Source organism: Salipiger sp. D13 (assembly GCF_003703915.1).
Classification (GTDB): domain Bacteria; phylum Pseudomonadota; class Alphaproteobacteria; order Rhodobacterales; family Rhodobacteraceae; genus Salipiger; species Salipiger profundus.
The window spans coordinates 308,748-324,207 of sequence record NZ_ML112592.1; the positions used below are offsets into that span (position 1 = coordinate 308,748).

Annotated in this window: 12 protein-coding genes and 1 tRNA gene; 6 read left to right on the forward strand and 7 right to left on the reverse strand. The window is 68.8% G+C overall.

All coding sequences use genetic code 11. The features are described 5' to 3' along the window. The first annotated feature begins 168 nt into the window (after positions 1–168). Complete coding sequence (locus D6860_RS08345; protein WP_076625236.1) at positions 169–1,026, forward strand: helix-turn-helix domain-containing protein; 858 nt, start codon at positions 169–171, stop codon at positions 1,024–1,026. Positions 1,027–1,108: 82 nt separating this feature from the next. Here the strand turns inward: D6860_RS08345 and D6860_RS08350 are convergent, their stop codons facing one another. From D6860_RS08350 to pedF, 5 genes are all read right to left on the reverse strand, one after another. After that, positions 1,109–1,999, reverse strand: a complete 891-nt coding sequence (locus D6860_RS08350) for an FAD:protein FMN transferase (protein WP_083697737.1) — start codon at positions 1,997–1,999, stop codon at positions 1,109–1,111. After that, positions 1,996–4,089 carry a 4Fe-4S binding protein gene (locus D6860_RS08355; protein ID WP_076622344.1) on the reverse strand — a complete coding sequence of 698 codons (2,094 nt, stop codon included), beginning with the start codon at positions 4,087–4,089 and terminating at the stop codon, positions 1,996–1,998. The genes D6860_RS08350 and D6860_RS08355 overlap by 4 nt, the downstream gene beginning before the upstream one ends. Before the next feature lie 181 nt (positions 4,090–4,270). Continuing rightward, positions 4,271–5,791, reverse strand: coding sequence for an aldehyde dehydrogenase (adh, locus tag D6860_RS08360; protein ID WP_017467839.1), 1,521 nt, complete (start codon positions 5,789–5,791; stop codon positions 4,271–4,273). Positions 5,792–6,070: 279 nt separating this feature from the next. Then, on the reverse strand, positions 6,071–6,943 hold the full coding sequence (locus D6860_RS08365) for a substrate-binding periplasmic protein (protein WP_076625238.1): 873 nt from the start codon (positions 6,941–6,943) through the stop codon (positions 6,071–6,073). A gap of 19 nt (positions 6,944–6,962) precedes the next feature. Further along, the gene (gene pedF / locus D6860_RS08370) at positions 6,963–7,652 is read right to left on the reverse strand and encodes a cytochrome c-550 PedF (RefSeq protein WP_017469624.1); all 690 of its coding nucleotides are present in this window, start codon (positions 7,650–7,652) and stop codon (positions 6,963–6,965) included. 156 nt (positions 7,653–7,808) lie between these two features. On the opposite strand from pedF, the gene D6860_RS08375 reads away from it, so the two are divergent. From D6860_RS08375 to D6860_RS08395, 5 genes are all read left to right on the forward strand, one after another. Further along, positions 7,809–8,969, forward strand: a complete 1,161-nt coding sequence (locus tag D6860_RS08375; protein ID WP_076622345.1) for an ABC transporter substrate-binding protein — start codon at positions 7,809–7,811, stop codon at positions 8,967–8,969. Positions 8,970–8,979: 10 nt separating this feature from the next. After that, complete coding sequence (locus D6860_RS08380) at positions 8,980–9,942, forward strand: YVTN family beta-propeller repeat protein (RefSeq protein ID WP_076622346.1); 963 nt, start codon at positions 8,980–8,982, stop codon at positions 9,940–9,942. A 29-nt stretch (positions 9,943–9,971) separates the two neighbouring features. Beyond that, positions 9,972–10,505, forward strand: coding sequence for a tetratricopeptide repeat protein (locus D6860_RS08385; protein WP_076622347.1), 534 nt, complete (start codon positions 9,972–9,974; stop codon positions 10,503–10,505). Between the two features lie 344 nt (positions 10,506–10,849). After that, positions 10,850–11,263, forward strand: a complete 414-nt coding sequence (locus D6860_RS08390) for a c-type cytochrome (protein WP_076622348.1) — start codon at positions 10,850–10,852, stop codon at positions 11,261–11,263. A 133-nt stretch (positions 11,264–11,396) separates the two neighbouring features. Next, positions 11,397–13,163, forward strand: coding sequence for a PQQ-dependent methanol/ethanol family dehydrogenase (locus tag D6860_RS08395; RefSeq protein ID WP_076622349.1), 1,767 nt, complete (start codon positions 11,397–11,399; stop codon positions 13,161–13,163). 446 nt (positions 13,164–13,609) lie between these two features. On the opposite strand, the gene D6860_RS08400 is transcribed toward D6860_RS08395, so the two are convergent. Next, positions 13,610–13,685 (reverse strand) — tRNA-Thr (locus tag D6860_RS08400). Positions 13,686–13,746: 61 nt separating this feature from the next. Continuing rightward, complete coding sequence (locus tag D6860_RS08405) at positions 13,747–15,405, reverse strand: ABC transporter permease (RefSeq protein ID WP_076622350.1); 1,659 nt, start codon at positions 15,403–15,405, stop codon at positions 13,747–13,749. Between the last annotated feature and the right edge of the window lie 55 nt (positions 15,406–15,460).

Below are 15,460 nucleotides of genomic sequence, written 5' to 3' on the forward strand. Positions count from 1 at the left end.
TCTTCCGCGCCGGCGCGGCGTTACGCTTGCCGCGCCCATGCCACGTTTCCCGGCGACAGGAGATCTGCCATCCCCCCGACAACCGAGCATATCGACAAGGTCGTGGAGACCGTGGCCTCCGGCAAGGCCGCGGCCCGGTCCCCGCTGGCGGCGTCATGGCGGCGCTCGATGCAGCACTACGGCCTCGACCCGGCCTCGAGCCGGGGACGCACGCGGCTGGGCGATGCCGCGCTGGCCGACCGGCGCGCGGGGCTCGAGCCGTTCCTGATGGTGGCGGCGCCGAAGCTCGACCAGCTTTTCGGGCTGGTCGGCAGCTCGGGCTGCGGCGTTCTGCTGACCGATGCCTCGGGGCTGGTGATCGACCGCCGCTGCGCCGACGCCGACGCGGGCACATTCGCCGACTGGGGGCTCTGCCCCGGTGCCGACTGGAGCGAGGCCGCCGAGGGCACCAACGGCATCGGCACCTGCCTTGCCGAGACGCGCCGGGTCACGATCCATCGCGGCGACCATTTCTTTGCCCGCAACATCGGCATGAGCTGCATGGACGCGCCGATCTTCGGCCCCGACGGCGGTGTGCTGGGCGCGCTCGACGTGTCCTCGGCGCGGGCCGACCAGACCGAGGGGTTCAACCGGCTGATCGGCGCCACCGTGGCGCAGACCGCGCGCGCCATCGAGGCCGATTTCTTCCGCGCCTCCTTTCCCGCCGCGCGGATCGTCATGGGCGACAGCGACGACGGCGAGACCTCGGTGCTGCTGGCCGTGGATGGAGACGATCTCGTGATCGGCGCGACCCGGGGCGCCCGCCGCGCCTTCGGGCTCGAGATCAGGGGCGCGCTGAAACCGCGCCCTGCCGCCGATCTTTTCGGCTTGGACGACGGCCCGAGCGGGTTCGAGAAGGCCGAGCGCGCGGCGGTGGTCCGCGCCCTCGCCCGCGCCGACGGCAACGTCAGCGAGGCCGCCCGCGCGCTCGGTATCGGTCGGGCGACGCTCTACCGCCGGATGAAGAGGCTCGGCCTCGGGGAGTGACCGGCGGCTCCAAGCCTCGCCTGGCGCCCTGAGGGACCAATTCAGATGCGTAGGGTGGTTTTTCAACCGCTTCTCCGCCGAGCTACGCCCGCAGGCTCCGCAGGTTTCCGTCCGCATCGACAAGTGTCACCGCGCTGATCTCGGGTAGCCGGCGCATCACCGCGCCGATCTGCGCGAGATCCAGCAGGCAGCACCCGGTCGAGACCGCGTCGGCGATGGCGGCCCGCGTCGCCTCGACGCTGACCGTCGACCAGCGGGTGCCCCTCCCGCCGCGCGGGTCGAGTATGTGACCCTCTAGGCCGAGCCTCAGAGCATCCGGGCTCGAGGTGGCAATGGCCCCCATATCCAGCGTACGCGTCCCGAGGTAGCCCGCAACCGGGTCCGCGAGACCGACCCGCCACGGCCCTCCGAGCGCTCGGTGTTCCCCGATGTCGACCAGCGCCCGGCCAAAGCCGCGCGCTTCGAGCATGTCGGCCACCGCATCGGTGGCGAACCCCTGCGCGATGCCGTTGAAGGTCAGCGCCTGCCCGGCTCCGAGCCGCACCTCGCCGCCCCCGAGGCGCACCCGCTCCCAGCCGACGGCGGCCCGGGCGGGCCCGAGCGAGCCGCCCCGCGCCAGTGCCTCCCAGAGCGGCTGCACCGTGGGATCGAAGGCGCCACCAGTCGCGGCGTGCACCCGGTCGACCAGCCCCAGAAGCTCGGCGAACGTGGGCGACGGCGCAAGCCGGCCGGCGCGGTTCAGCCGCGAGAGCGCGGAGCCCGGATCGTAGAGGCTGAACTCGGCCTCGACCGCGCGGACGAGCGCGAGCGCCTCGGCCAGCGCGCGCTCGGCGCCGGGCCCGTGGATGGTAATCTCGGCCTCGGCACCAAGGGCCACGCCGCGCCAGCGCGCGGGCGTCGCGGCAGAGCGCGCCGGACCCGCGCCGAGCATCGCGGCGGAAATGGCGAGAAAGCGGCGACGGCTCAGGGTCATTCGGCGGGCACTCCGTCACTTTCGGGCGCCGGTGCCCGCTTGCGCTCCCGCTGCGCCAGGACCAGCGGCACGCATTGCTGCGGGTCATCGTGAATCTTCACGCAGTCGAGGCACTGGAAACACTCGGAATAGGCGATCTTTCCCGACCGCTCGATGGCGCCGTAGCGGCAGCGCACCTTGCACAGCTGGCAGGGAGATCCGCATTCCGCCCGCCGGGCGATCCAGTCGCGCCCGCGCAGCAGCCCGCCGATGGCCATCACCGCCCCCAGCGGGCAGAGGTAGCGGCAGAAGCCCTTGAACAGCACCGCGCTCAGCAGCAGCAGCCCCACCGCCCATGCGACGTAATACCATTCCCGCTGGAAACCGGTGGTGATCGCGGTCTTGAACGGCTCGACCTCGGCGGCGGTGTCGATGCCCGAGGGCGCGAGGAAGGCCACCCCGACCAGTCCCGAGAGGACGAGGTATTTCAGCCCCTTCAGCCTGCGGTCCCAGGTGGCGGAGGGCTCGATCTGCGGCAGGCGCAGCAGACGGCCGAAGTGGGCCGCGAACTCCTGCAACGCGCCGAACGGGCAGAGCCAGCCGCAGAAGAAACCGCGCCCCCAGAGCACGAAGCCGGCGATGGCCGCGGCCCAGACCAGCGCCGAGAACGGATCGTATAGCAGGAAGGCGAAGCTGCCGCCCTCGAGGGCGGCGCGCAGCACGCCCAGCACGGTCACGATCGACAGCTGCCCCTGCCCCCAGAAGCCGACGAAACCGGTCATCACCGCAAGGAAGCCCAGCCGAACCGGCGTGAAGAGCGTCAGCCCCGCAAGCCGGTTCTGCGCCGGCCCGACGGCGAGCAGCAGCGCGATCAGGAAACCGCAGAGCAGCACGAGATCGGTCTGCCGGCCAAGGATTGCCTCGCGCCACGGAGACAGCGGCGCCACCTGCCCCGGCCGCTCGAAGAAGCGTTCGGGCGTGGCGTGCGACACCAGCAGCTCCTCGCGCCCGATCTGCGGCTGAAACATGCCGTGTTCGCGCACCGCCTCGACCTTGAGCGTCCACTCGCGGGAGGGGTCGAAGCCCAGCCGCCGGTCGGTGCGCAGGATCATCGCGGTGCCGTCCGGAACGCCCTCGGCCAGCTCGACCAGCAGGTCGGCGTCGCGCAGCGCGATGGGCAGCCCGTCCTGCTCGGCCGAAAGCCAGTCGGGGGCGGTGTTGCGCACGAACTCGGGCGAGACCAGCCCGTGCCGCCCGCGCTCGATCAGCAGGATCGGCTCTTCGTCGGGCGAGATCGACAGGAAGCGCTGCAATTCCGCGAAGGTCTCGGCGCCCAGCGCGGCGCGGGCGATGGACGGCGGCCCGAGATCGACCACCCAGAGATCGAGGTAGGCGTCGTCCGGTGCGTCCGTGGCCTCGGGGTCGTCGTCGGCCCAGATGGTCCCGTCGAACCGCGCCTGCAACTCGGCATTCGAGACCACCGCGTGCGTGGCGATCCCCTCGGCCACGAGATCGCTCCAGGAAAGCTGTTCGTCGTGGTCGGGATCGGGATGCGCCGGGGGGCCGGTCGTGATGCCCTGCATCGTCTCGCGCGCCACCTCGCGGGCGGCGGCCATCAGGCTTTCGTGGGCGATGCGCGCACTTGCCGTCGCCTTGGTGACCCCGTCGAGGTAGACCAGCGCCGAGCCGCCATCGCCGCGACCGTAGGCGTTGCCCACGACCATGCTCTCCGAGATCGCGTGTCCGGCGTATTGCTCGAAGAAACGCCGCAGCGGCGCCTCGCCCAACCCCGAGACGAAGATCGGCTCGTTGTGGTCGATCAGCCGCACATCAAGGAAGCGTCCGTCGAGATCGAGCATCGCGAAGATGTTGATGGGGGCGCCGGAGAAGCCGGGAAGCGGCGCCATGAGGATGGTCTCGAAGGCATAGCCCGCCAGCCCGCCGCCGGAGTTCAAAAGCTCCCACACGCCCTTGTCGTTGACGGGTTCGCCCAGCACGTAGGGCGCGTAGACGAACTCCGACATTGCCTCGCGGTCGAGCGGCGCCGCCTTGCCCGTCCCGGGCAGGAGCATGGTGGACGCGAAAAGAAGGAAGGCGAGGATCAGCCGCATGAAACGACCCTAGCGGGCGGGTGCCGGACTGCCGATACGACCTTGGTCCGAGAGGTGGCAGCGTCTTCCGGAGGGGAGGAGGAAAGACGCTGCCACAGTGCCGGCGCGACCTGCGGGGATCGCGCCGGCACCCTGTGCGCCCGGGGCTGGAGCAAGGGCGCGCCCCGGGCGGGAGGAGCCCCTAGAAGAAGCCCAGCTTGTTGGGGTTGTAGCTCATCAGGATGTTCTTGGTCTGCTGGTAGTGGTCCAGCATCATCTTGTGGTTCTCGCGTCCGATCCCCGACTGCTTGTAGCCGCCAAAGGCCGCGTGTGCCGGGTAGGCGTGGTAGTTGTTCACCCAGACGCGGCCTGCCTCGACCGCACGGCCGAAGCGGTAGCAGCGGTTCGCGTCGCGGGTCCACACACCCGCGCCGAGGCCGTACATGGTGTCGTTGGCGATGTGCAGCGCCTCTTCCTCGTCCTTGAAGGTGGTGACCGAGACCACCGGGCCGAAGATCTCTTCCTGGAAGACCCGCATCTTGTTGTGGCCCTTCAGGATCGTCGGCTGGATGTAGAAGCCGTTCGACAGGTCGCCGTTGAAGCGCGCGGCATCACCGCCGACCAGAACCTCGGCGCCCTCTTCGCGACCGATGGTGAAGTAGGACATGATCTTGTCCTGCTGTTCCTGGCTCGCCTGGGCACCGACCATGGTCTCGATGTCGCGCGGGTCGCCCTGCTTGATCGCCTTCACGCGCTCGATGCAGCGGGCCATGAATTCTTCGTATATGTCTTCCTGGATCAGGGCGCGGCTCGGGCAGGTGCAGACCTCGCCCTGGTTGAAGGCGAAGAGCACGAAGCCTTCGACCGCCTTGTCGAGGAAGGCGTCGTCCTGCGCCATCACGTCGCTGAAGAAGATGTTGGGCGACTTGCCGCCCAGCTCGAGCGTGACCGGGATCAGGTTCTCGGTCGCGGCCTGCATGATCTTGCGGCCGGTCGCGGTCGAGCCGGTGAAGGCGATCTTGGCGATGCGGTTCGAGCTCGCAAGCGGCGCGCCGACCTCGGCGCCCATGCCGTTGACGATGTTCAGGACGCCAGCGGGCAGCAGGTCGGCGATGAGCTCGACCAGCACCATGATCGCGGCCGGGGTCTGTTCGGCGGGCTTCATCACGATGCAGTTGCCGGCGGCCAGTGCGGGCGCCAGTTTCCACGCCGCCATGAGGATCGAGAAGTTCCACGGGATGATCTGGCCGACCACGCCCAGCGGCTCGTGGAAGTGATAGGCCACGGTGTCGTGGTCGATCTCGGACATGTTGCCTTCCTGCGACCGCAGCACGCCGGCGAAGTAGCGGAAGTGATCGACGGCAAGCGGGATGTCGGCGTTCATCGTCTCGCGGATCGGCTTGCCGTTGTCCCAGGTCTCGGCCGTGGCGAGGATCTCGAGGTTCTCCTCAAGCCGGTCGGCGATCTTCAGGATCAGGTTGCTGCGCTCCGCGGCCGAGGTCTTGCCCCAGGCTTCGCGGGCGGCATGGGCCGCGTCGAGCGCTTTCTCGATGTCGGCAGCATCGGAGCGCGCGACTTCGCAGACCACGGCGCCGGTGATCGGCGTGATGTTGTCGAAGTAGCGCCCGTTCACCGGCGCAACCCACTCCCCGCCGATGAAGTTGTCGTAGCGGGCCTTGAAGGGAGAGGCGTATTTGCCTTCGGTTTCGGTCATGACGTTCATGGTTGTCCTCCTGTGCGCCCGGGTCCTCCGCCCGGGGTCTGAGGCGAGACTGCCGGGGCGGTCCCGGGCTGTCAGCACGACCAAGGTCGCGTGCGCCGGCGAAGTGTCTCACCCCTGAGACAGGTGGCCTGTAAAACCTGCGGCGCGGGGGCCGCAGGGGCCAGACGCAGCGCGCCCCGCACCCCTTGCTCTGGGACTGCGGGGCGCTCTTCAGTCGCCATGGAACGATGGACCCGCGCGGGCCGGCGTAAGGTGGGTTTGCCCACCCCTGCCCCGGCACTACCGCTCGGGCGGCAGGTGGGTGAGCCCGTAGCGCTCGAAGATCGCGGCGATGCGTCCATCCTCCAGCCCGGCGCGGATGGCATCGTCGACCGCGTAGCCAAGCGCCCGGTAGCGCATGTGAATCCCGACCCCGACGGTCCAGTGGCTGACCGCGAAGCCCGCGAGCGGCGGCTGGTGGATGGCGATTCCCTCGCCCGCGCCCGCCTCGAGCTGCGCCAGCGGCCCCATGGCGGCCATGGTTTCGCCCGCCGCCAGCGCCGCCATCGCCGCGCGGTAGTCGGGATAGCGCCGCACGCCCTTTGCCAGCTGTCCGCCCGCAAAAGAGGTCAGGTAGAAGTCCGAGATCGAGTCGTTCTCGACCGCAACAGTGTCGAAGCGGAAATAGGCCGGCACCGGCGGATCCTCGGGATAGGCATCCTCGCGGTAGGCGATGGCGACCTGCTCGGCAGCATACTGCCCGGTAAAGACGACCTGATCGACCCGGCAGCTGTAATCGCTGTCATAGGGCACATGCAGCATGACGTTCGAGACCCGCCCGCCGATCACCGGCCCCTTCCAGATGTTGTTGCGCAGGTCCGCGTCGAGATTCTCGCCCGCCGGAACCAGCCGGAACCGCGCCTCGACGCCAAGCTCCCCGGCGATCAGCCGGCCGATCTCGATATCGACGCCGGCCGCCCTGCCCTTCTCCTCGAAGGACCACGGCTCGAAATCGTCGTAAGCGGCGAACTCGATGTAGCCCCGGTCGATGATCTGGTCGATGTCCTGCCCGACGATGTCGCGGCCCGCATTCTGAGGCTTGGGCTGTGGCACCCAGTCCTCGCAACGCGCGAAAGCCGGACCCGCGAGAGCGAGCCCGGCCAGCGCGGCCATCAGGTGACGCCGCAACATCTCAGTGCGCCGCGGACAGCCCGATCGTCAGCGTCTCGGCCGCATGGGCCGTGGCGGTCGGATCGGCGGCAAGCTGGTTGGCCGCGCGGAACGCGATGCTGTCGGCCACCGGCGCACCGGACAGGGTTTCGATCTCGCCGGAGATCTCCTCGAGCCGGGCCTGCAGCGCCGCCACGTCGCCCTCGCCGGCCGCAAGCGTGTCGCGGATCTCCTTCAGCTCGGCCGACTTCTCCTCGATCACCGCGTCGTCGGGGCGCGCCTCGATGTAGGTGCGGATCGCCCAGGCGGCCTTCTGGCCGAGCAGCTCGCCGAAGGCCGGCATCTTCGTGGTGCCGTTCTGCGTGTAGCCATGGCGGAAGCGCTCGACATACCACTCGTCGCCGTATTCCTCGGCCTCGAGAAAACGCAGGTCGGGAGCGAGCCCGCCCGAGATCACCTCGAGCCCGTGACAGCGCGCGCAGTTCTGGTTGTAGCCCGACGCGCCGACCTCGATGGCTTTCAGCCAGACGTCGCGCCCGGCCTCCGCCTCGCGGTAGGGGTTCTCGGTCAGCCACTCCTCGCCGACCTCGGGAAGCGCATCGGTGTCGACCGGCTGCGGGGCAACGTCGCCATGAGCGAGAGCGAGATTCGCCGCCACGACAACGGCGGCAGCCCCGATAACGGCGGGGCGGAACATCTTGACTGCGGGCATGGGGGTCTCCTCCGTTTCCACTGCTTCCACATTCGTTAACGCGGCCCCCGTGGGCTCCATATTGGACCTTGGTCGCGAAACCGGGGTGTCTCCGACCATGGTCTTAGGGCGCATTCGCACGGCCCGGCGTAGTCTCTGCGAAAGGGAGGAACTGTCATGCGCATCTTCGGTCTCGCCGCCATCCTGTCGCTGATCTTCGGCGTTGCCGCCGCGTCCGAGACGCGCGTGCGGATCGCCTATCTCGAGGTGGCGCAACCGCAACCGCCGGTGTTGTCGAACCTCGATCCCGCCCCCTCCGACCTCGGCCTCGAGGGCGCACGGCTCGGGCTTGCGGACAACGCCACCACGGGACGGTTCCTCGGTCAGGAGTGGGTGATGGACGAGACCCGCGTGCCCGAGGGGGGCGACGCCATCGCCGCGGCGCGTGCCGCTCTTGCCTCGAGCCCGCTCATGGTGATCGACGCGCCCGCCGCGACGCTGCAGGCCATCGCCGACCTGCCGGAAGCGCAGGGCGCGCTGCTGTTCAACGCCACCGCCCCCGACATGACCCTGCGCGACGCCGGCTGCCGTGCCAACCTGCTGCACACCGCCCCGTCGCTGGCCATGCGCACCGACGCGCTGGCCCAGTTCCTCGTGCTGCGGCGCTGGACCGACGTAGCGCTGATCTCGGGCGACCACCCGCGAGATCGCGCCTTCACCGACGCCCTGCGCGGCTCGCTCACAAAGTTCCGGCTGACACTCCGCGCCGAGAAGGAATGGCACTTCGACGCAGACATGCGCCGCAACGCCAGCGCCGAGGTGCCGCTCTTCACGCAGGACTTCGGCGACCACGACGTGCTGCTCGTGGCCGACGAGCTCGGCGACTTCGGCCGCTACGTGGTCTACAACACCTGGCTGCCCCGCCCCGTCGCCGGCTCCGAGGAACTGGTGCCGCAGGCCTGGGCGCCGGTGGTCGAGCAGTGGGGCGCCGCGCAGCTGCAATCGCGCTTCGCGGATCTCGCCGGGCGCGGCATGGCCCCCGAGGACTACGGCGCCTGGGCTGCCGTGCGCGCGATCGGCGAAGCCGTGACCCGCACCGGCAGCACCGAGCCCGGCCCCCTGCGCGACTACATCCTGTCGGATGCCTTCGAGCTGGGCGGCTTCAAGGGCAGCCCGCTGAGCTTCCGCCGCTGGAACGGCCAGATGCGCCAGCCCATTCCCATCGTCACCGACCGCGCCGTCGTCGCGACCGCCCCGCTCGAGGGCTTCCACCACCAGGGCAACGAGCTCGACACGCTGGGGCGCGACGCCCCCGAGACCGCCTGCACCGCATTCTGAGGACCCCGACATGCTGAGACTGACCGCCCTGCTCGCGCTGCTCGCCGCTCCGGCCACGGCCGACGAGATCTGGATCACCAACGAGAAGGACGACACGATCAGCGTGATCGACGTCGCCACGCTCGAGGTGACCCGCACCATTCCCACAGGTGAGCGCCCGCGCGGCATCACCTTCAGCCACGACTTCTCGAAGGTCTACATCTGCGCCTCCGACAGCGACGCGGTGCAGGTCATGGACCCGGTCTCGGGCGAGATCCTGCACGACCTGCCGTCGGGCGAGGACCCCGAGCAGTTCGTGCTGCACCCCGACGACCGGCGGCTCTACATCGCCAACGAGGACGACGCGATCACCACCGTCGTGGACACCGAGACCCGACGCGTCATCGAACAGATCGACGTCGGCATCGAGCCCGAGGGCATGGCCGTGAGCCCCGATGGTGCCACGGTCATCACCACCTCGGAGACCACCAACATGGCGCACTGGATCGACACGAAGACCGAGACGATCTACGCCAACACGCTGGTCGACGCCCGGCCCCGGCACGCGGAATTCGTCAAGGACGGCGCCGAGCTCTGGGTGTCCGCCGAAATAGGCGGCTCGGTCACCGTTTTCGACAGCGCGACCCAGGCGGAAAAGGCCAAGATCCATTTCTCCATCACCGGCGTCCATGAGGACCGCCTCCAGCCCGTCGGCTTCGAACTGACGCCCGACGGCAAGACCGCCTTCGTCGCGCTGGGTCCGGCGAACCAAGTGGCGGTGGTGAACGCCGACACCTACGAGGTCGAGGACTACCTGCTGGTCGGTCGCCGCGTCTGGCACATGGCCTTCAACAGCGACCACTCGCTGCTGTTCACCACCAACGGCGTCTCGGGCGACGTCACGGTGATCGACGTGGCGAAACGCAAGCCGGTGAAGACCATAAAGGTCGGCCGCTTCCCCTGGGGCGCGGCGCTGCGCCCTACGGCGGGCTGATGCGCCCCGGTCGGAAAGGAGCCGCGCCCATGCGCACCACCTTCTGCGCGCTTGTCCTGATCGCCGCAGCTGGCGTTTCGACGGCGGACGACTATGGCACGACGAACCCCGAGGAGATGACCTGGGGCACGATCCGCGACAAGGTCGCGCGTGGCGCGACCGACATGACCACATGCGCCGCCGGCTACCTGATGACCAAGTCCGGCGATCACGAGACCGCCCGTGCGATCTTCGAGGCCTGCGCCGCGGCCGGCTACACCCAGTCGATGACCTGGATGTCCTACATGGAGCAGAACGGCTTCGGCGGCGACTACGACCCGGACGCCGCCGCCGAATGGGACCGCCGCGCCGCCGAGGCCGGCGATCCGGTGGGCAAGTTCAACCACGGTGTCGATCTCATGCGCGGCTTCGGCGTCGCGCAGGACGAGGCCGCGGGTCGCCGTCTGATCGACGAGGCCGCCGAGGACGGGCTCGCCATCGCCCGGCGCCTGCAGGGCGCGGATTACGACCTCGACGAGGTCACCCCAGACGCCGACAACTGGCGCTACGCCCCGCTGTTCTGAGCAGCAACACGCGTGGTCGCGGGGGCGCTGCCCCCGTCGCCTGCGGCGACTCCCCCGGGAATATTTCTGGCCAGAAGAAGCCCCATCGCACGCTCTGCTGCGGACACCGCCCGCGCGGCCCGGGGCGGATGTGAGGTTCCGGCCTTCTTCTGGCTGCAAATATCCTCGCCGAAGGCGGCCCGAGGCCCGCCAAGGGCGGTGATGCCGGGGCGGCAGGACTAGACCATGGTGCAATACACGGAGCCGTGATCGGGCAGGATACTCGCGACGACGGTCACGCAGGCGCTTCGCGCGAACGGTGCTGAGTTCGTGTCCGCCAAGCACCTGCAACACCGGAGGACCACATGCCCCGTTTCATCGCCACCGCCGTCGCCGCGCTCTGCCTTGCCGGGCCGGCCATGGCCAACGTCTACGAGACCATCAAGATCGACGCCGGCAAGGCGCTGTTCGACGTACAGTGCCGCCGCTGCCATGCCGTTGATTCCACGGACCCTTCCTATGGGCCGCCACTCGAGAACGTGCTCTATCGCGGCGCCGGCACCTATCCCGACTACGCGTATTCCACCGCGCTCTCGGCCTCGGGGATCGTCTGGACCCCGGCGGCGCTGCGCGCCTGGATGGAGGACAACGACGGCTTCATGCCCGGCACCAAGATGCGCCACGTCGGCATCGAGGATCGCACCGTGCAGGATTTCATCCTCGCCTATCTCACCTCGATCACAACGCAGGACAACCGTGCCATCGAGGGTCAGGACTGACCCTGTCGATTGGTCTTACGACCATTGTGCAATTCATCTCCGGCCCCGCGCCGGGGATGCTTCGCACCGGAGGAGCACATCGGCCCGGCGGGGCCGCAGCCGTTTCGCCAAAACCGTTCCAAGGGAGGACAACATGAACCGTTTCATTCTTGCCGTGACCGCCGGCCTGCTTGCCGCCGGCGTGACGCAGGCACAGGTCACCGAAGAGGATCTGGCCAACGACCAGACCATGACCACCCAGGTGGTCACCAACGGCATGGGCCGGCACCTGCAGCGTTACAGCCCGCTGGACACGCTCAACAAGGACAACGTCAAGAACCTGATGCCCGCATGGGCTTTCTCGATGGGCGGCGAGAAGCAGCGCGGCCAGGAAACCCAGCCGATCGTCTACGACGGCGTGATGTATGTCACCGGCTCCTACTCGCGCCTCTATGCCATCGATCTGCAGACCGGCGAGGAGCTCTGGCAGTATGATGCCCGCCTGCCCGAGGGCATCCTGCCCTGCTGCGACGTCATCAACCGCGGCGCGGCGATCTACGGCGACAAGATCATCTTCGGCACGCTCGACGCCCGGCTCGTGGCGCTCGACCGCAAGACCGGCGATGTCGTCTGGCGCGACAAGATCGCCGACTACAAGGCAGGCTACTCCTACACCGCCGCGCCGCTCATCGTGAACGGGCTGGTCATCACCGGCAACTCCGGCGGCGAGTTCGGCATCGTCGGAGAGGTCCAGGCGCGGGACGTCGAGACCGGCGACATGGTCTGGACCCGCCCGGTGATCGAGGGCCACATGGGCACGCTCAACGGCGAAGAGAGCACCATGACCGGCGAGCTCAACGCCACCTGGCCGGGCGACCTTTGGAAGACCGGCGGCGGCGCTACCTGGCTCGGCGGCTCCTATGATGCGGAGACCGACACGCTGATCTTCGGCACCGGCAACCCGGCGCCCTGGAACAGCCACCTGCGCGGCGCGGGCAAGCCCACCGTGGGCAACACCGGCGACAACCTCTACGCCGCCTCGCGCCTCGGCATCGACCCGGCCACCGGCGAGATCAAGTGGCACTTCCAGACCACGCCTCGCGAGGGCTGGGATTACGACGGCGTCAACGAGGTCGTCGCCTACGAGGACGCGGACGGCAACAAGCGCTTCGCCACCGCCGACCGCAACGGCTTCTTCTACGTGCTGAACCGCGAGGACGGCGCCTTTGTCTCGGCCCACCCCTTCGTCAAGGACATCACCTGGGCGAGCGGCATCGACGAGACCGGCCGGCCGATCTACAACGAGGACAACCGCCCCGGCGACCCCTCGGCGGCGACCGACGGCGGCAAGGGCGAGGTCGTGTTCTCGGCCCCGGGGTTCCTCGGTGGCAAGAACTGGATGCCGATGGCCTACTCGCAGAACACCGGCCTGTTCTACGTGCCCTCGAACGAATGGGGCATGGACATCTGGAACGAGCCGGTCACCTACAAGAAGGGCGCCGCCTACCTCGGCTCCGGCTTCACCATCAAGCCGATGTACGAGGATCACATCGGCTCGCTCAAGGCCATCGACCCGGCCACCGGCGAATGGAAGTGGGAATACCAGAACGAGGCCCCGCTCTGGGGCGGCGTGATGACCACCGCCGGCGGGCTGGTGTTCTTCGGCACCCCCGAGGGCAAGTTCCTCGCGCTCGATGACGAGACCGGCGAGGAGCTGTGGTCGTTCCAGACCGGCTCGGGCATCGTCGGCCAGCCGGTCACCTGGGACATGGACGGCGAGCAGTATGTCTCGGTCGTCTCCGGCTGGGGTGGCGCGGTGCCGCTCTGGGGCGGCGAGGTCGCCAAGAAGGTGAACTACCTCAACCAGGGCGGCATGGTCTGGACATTCAAGCTGCCGAAACAGCTGGCCTCGGTCGAGTAAGCCGAGCCCCACGAGACACGGAAGCGCGCCGCCCCCCGGGCGACGCGCTCTTTCATGAGGTCGGGTCTTGCATCGCTGTGTGGCGCCTGGGGGAAGCCCGGAGAAGCGCCAAACGGGAAGGCGACGTTGCACCCGCTGGCGACCCCGCAAATTTGAAGAAGCTCGCCGTGTCTGCTTTAGGGTCAGGACCCATTGATTTGGTTTGGCGTGTACGATTGTGAGGCTTTGCCGGCGCGTGCCCCGGCGACACGAGCAGATCTCGTGCGGAAGGAAACGCGAACCTCGGCGATGTGTAGTGGCCTCACAGCTTGCCGCGGTATGCCGCGGCTGAAGTAGAAAACACCTACTAAACGAGGATGAACGACGGGCAGATGGTCTCCGACGTGGCCTACGGCTCCAAGCATCTGCAAGAAGCTGAGGCGAAACCAATGCTTTGACTGGATAACTGGTGCCCCCACACGGACTCGAACCGCGGACCTACTGATTACAAATCAGTTGCTCTACCAGCTGAGCTATAGGGGCACCGTGGCGCAAGGGATATGACAGCAGGGCGGGTGGGCGCAAGGCCAATCTGGAGCGGAATCTACCTGTTGGCGCGGGCGAGAAGTCCGACCGCGGCAAGGCCCACTGCGATCACCAGCATGGCGGCAGGGGCGGCGTCGCCGAGGTTCTCGAGCGAGGCCTGCTCGTGGACGCGGGTCGCGAGGGTCTCGTAGTTGAACGGGCGCAGCAGCAGCGTCGCGGGCAGTTCCTTGACGCAGTCGACGAAGACGAGCAGCAGCGCCGAGGCGATCGAGGCTCGGATGAGCGGGTAGTAGACCTCGCCCAAGGTCTGGGCCTGGTTGCGGCCGAGCGAGCGGGCGGCGAGCGCGAGGTTGGGCGAGACCCGACCCATCGCGGCATCGGCGGCTCCCTGCGCGATCGCGAAGAAGCGCACGAAGTAGGCCAGCACCACCGCGAAGGCGGAACCGGTCAGGACGAGGCCGATGTCGTGCCCTGTCAGGCCTTCGACCGTGTCGGCCAGAACGTGGTCGACGCCCGCCAGCGGGATCAGGATGCCGACCCCCAGCACCGCGCCGGGCGCCGCGTAGCCGATCGTCGTGACCGGCAGCAGCAGCCGCGGCAGCGCACGGCCCGAAAGGCGCACGCCGTAGACGAGGAAGACGCCGCCGAGCACCGTGACGAGCGCGGCGATGCCGCCCACCGTGAGCGTGTGCAGGCCGGCCTCCCACAGCGCCGGGTCGGCCCAGTTTGCCGCGTTGCGCAGGGCGTGCGACAGGATCACGCCGGCCGGCAGCACGAACCCCATGGCGAAGGGCAGCGCGCAGGCCAGCGTCGCCAGCCAGCCGCCGCCACCCGCGAGCGGCTTGCGCTCGACAGGGCGGTGATGGGTCGAGAGGCTGAAGAACCGCATCCGGCGGCGCGAGCTCTTCTCGAGCAGCACCAGCACGATGACCAGCGCGAGCACGGTGGCGGCGATCTGCGCGGCGCCGCCCGCGTTGTTGCTCTGCAGCCAGACCGAGAAGATGCCCGTCGTGAGCGTCTGCACGGCAAAGTAGTCGACGGTGCCGAAGTCGTTCACCGCCTCCATCATCACGATGGCCATGCCGGCGGCGATGGCGGGGCGTGCCAGCGGCAGCCCCACCCGCCAGAACCGCCCCAGCGCGCCGGCGCCGAGCGACTGGGCGACCTCTTCCGAGGCGGCGGACTGCTCGCGGAAGGCATTGCGGGCGAGCAGGTAGACATAGGGGTAGAGCGCGGCACCCAGAACGATGATCGCGGCGCCCATCGAGCGGATCTCGGGGAACCAGTAGTCGCGCGCGGTCTGCCACCCGAAGAGCTGGCGCAGGCCGGTCTGCACCGGCCCGGCATATTCGAGGAAATCCACCAGCGCGTAGGCGCCGACGTAGGCCGGGATCGCCAGCGGCAGCAGCAGCAGGTATTCGAGCCAGCGCCTGCCGGGGAAATCGTAGCGCGAGATGAGCCAGGCGGCGCCCGAGCCCGAGGCTCCGGCCAGCATCCCCACCCCGAACATCAGCACCAGCGTGTTCACGAGGTAGCGCGGCAGCGTCGTCGAGACGAGATGCGGCCAGATGTTCTCGGCTGGAAATGCGGCGATCCACAGCACCGACAGGATCGGCCCGATCACCAGCGCGGCGATCAGGACGGCCCCCGCGGACCAGGGGCTCGGCAGGGCGGGCCGCCACGCGGGGCGGCGGGTGCTGTCGTCTGCAAGGCTCATGGCGCATCCCCCGGGCAATTGCGGTTTTCCTCGCGGCGAAAGCGCTTATAGTGCG

Coding starts and splice junctions, on each gene's coding strand:
- D6860_RS08345 (WP_076625236.1), top strand. CDS start 169: ATGCAGCACTACGGCCTCGACCCGGCCTCGAGCCGGGGACGCACGCGG.
- D6860_RS08350 (WP_083697737.1), bottom strand. CDS start 1,999: ATGACCCTGAGCCGTCGCCGCTTTCTCGCCATTTCCGCCGCGATGCTC.
- D6860_RS08355 (WP_076622344.1), bottom strand. CDS start 4,089: ATGCGGCTGATCCTCGCCTTCCTTCTTTTCGCGTCCACCATGCTCCTG.
- adh (WP_017467839.1), bottom strand. CDS start 5,791: ATGAACGTCATGACCGAAACCGAAGGCAAATACGCCTCTCCCTTCAAG.
- D6860_RS08365 (WP_076625238.1), bottom strand. CDS start 6,943: ATGGCCGCGCTGGCCGGGCTCGCTCTCGCGGGTCCGGCTTTCGCGCGT.
- pedF (WP_017469624.1), bottom strand. CDS start 7,652: ATGCCCGCAGTCAAGATGTTCCGCCCCGCCGTTATCGGGGCTGCCGCC.
- D6860_RS08375 (WP_076622345.1), top strand. CDS start 7,809: ATGCGCATCTTCGGTCTCGCCGCCATCCTGTCGCTGATCTTCGGCGTT.
- D6860_RS08380 (WP_076622346.1), top strand. CDS start 8,980: ATGCTGAGACTGACCGCCCTGCTCGCGCTGCTCGCCGCTCCGGCCACG.
- D6860_RS08385 (WP_076622347.1), top strand. CDS start 9,972: ATGCGCACCACCTTCTGCGCGCTTGTCCTGATCGCCGCAGCTGGCGTT.
- D6860_RS08390 (WP_076622348.1), top strand. CDS start 10,850: ATGCCCCGTTTCATCGCCACCGCCGTCGCCGCGCTCTGCCTTGCCGGG.
- D6860_RS08395 (WP_076622349.1), top strand. CDS start 11,397: ATGAACCGTTTCATTCTTGCCGTGACCGCCGGCCTGCTTGCCGCCGGC.
- D6860_RS08405 (WP_076622350.1), bottom strand. CDS start 15,405: ATGAGCCTTGCAGACGACAGCACCCGCCGCCCCGCGTGGCGGCCCGCC.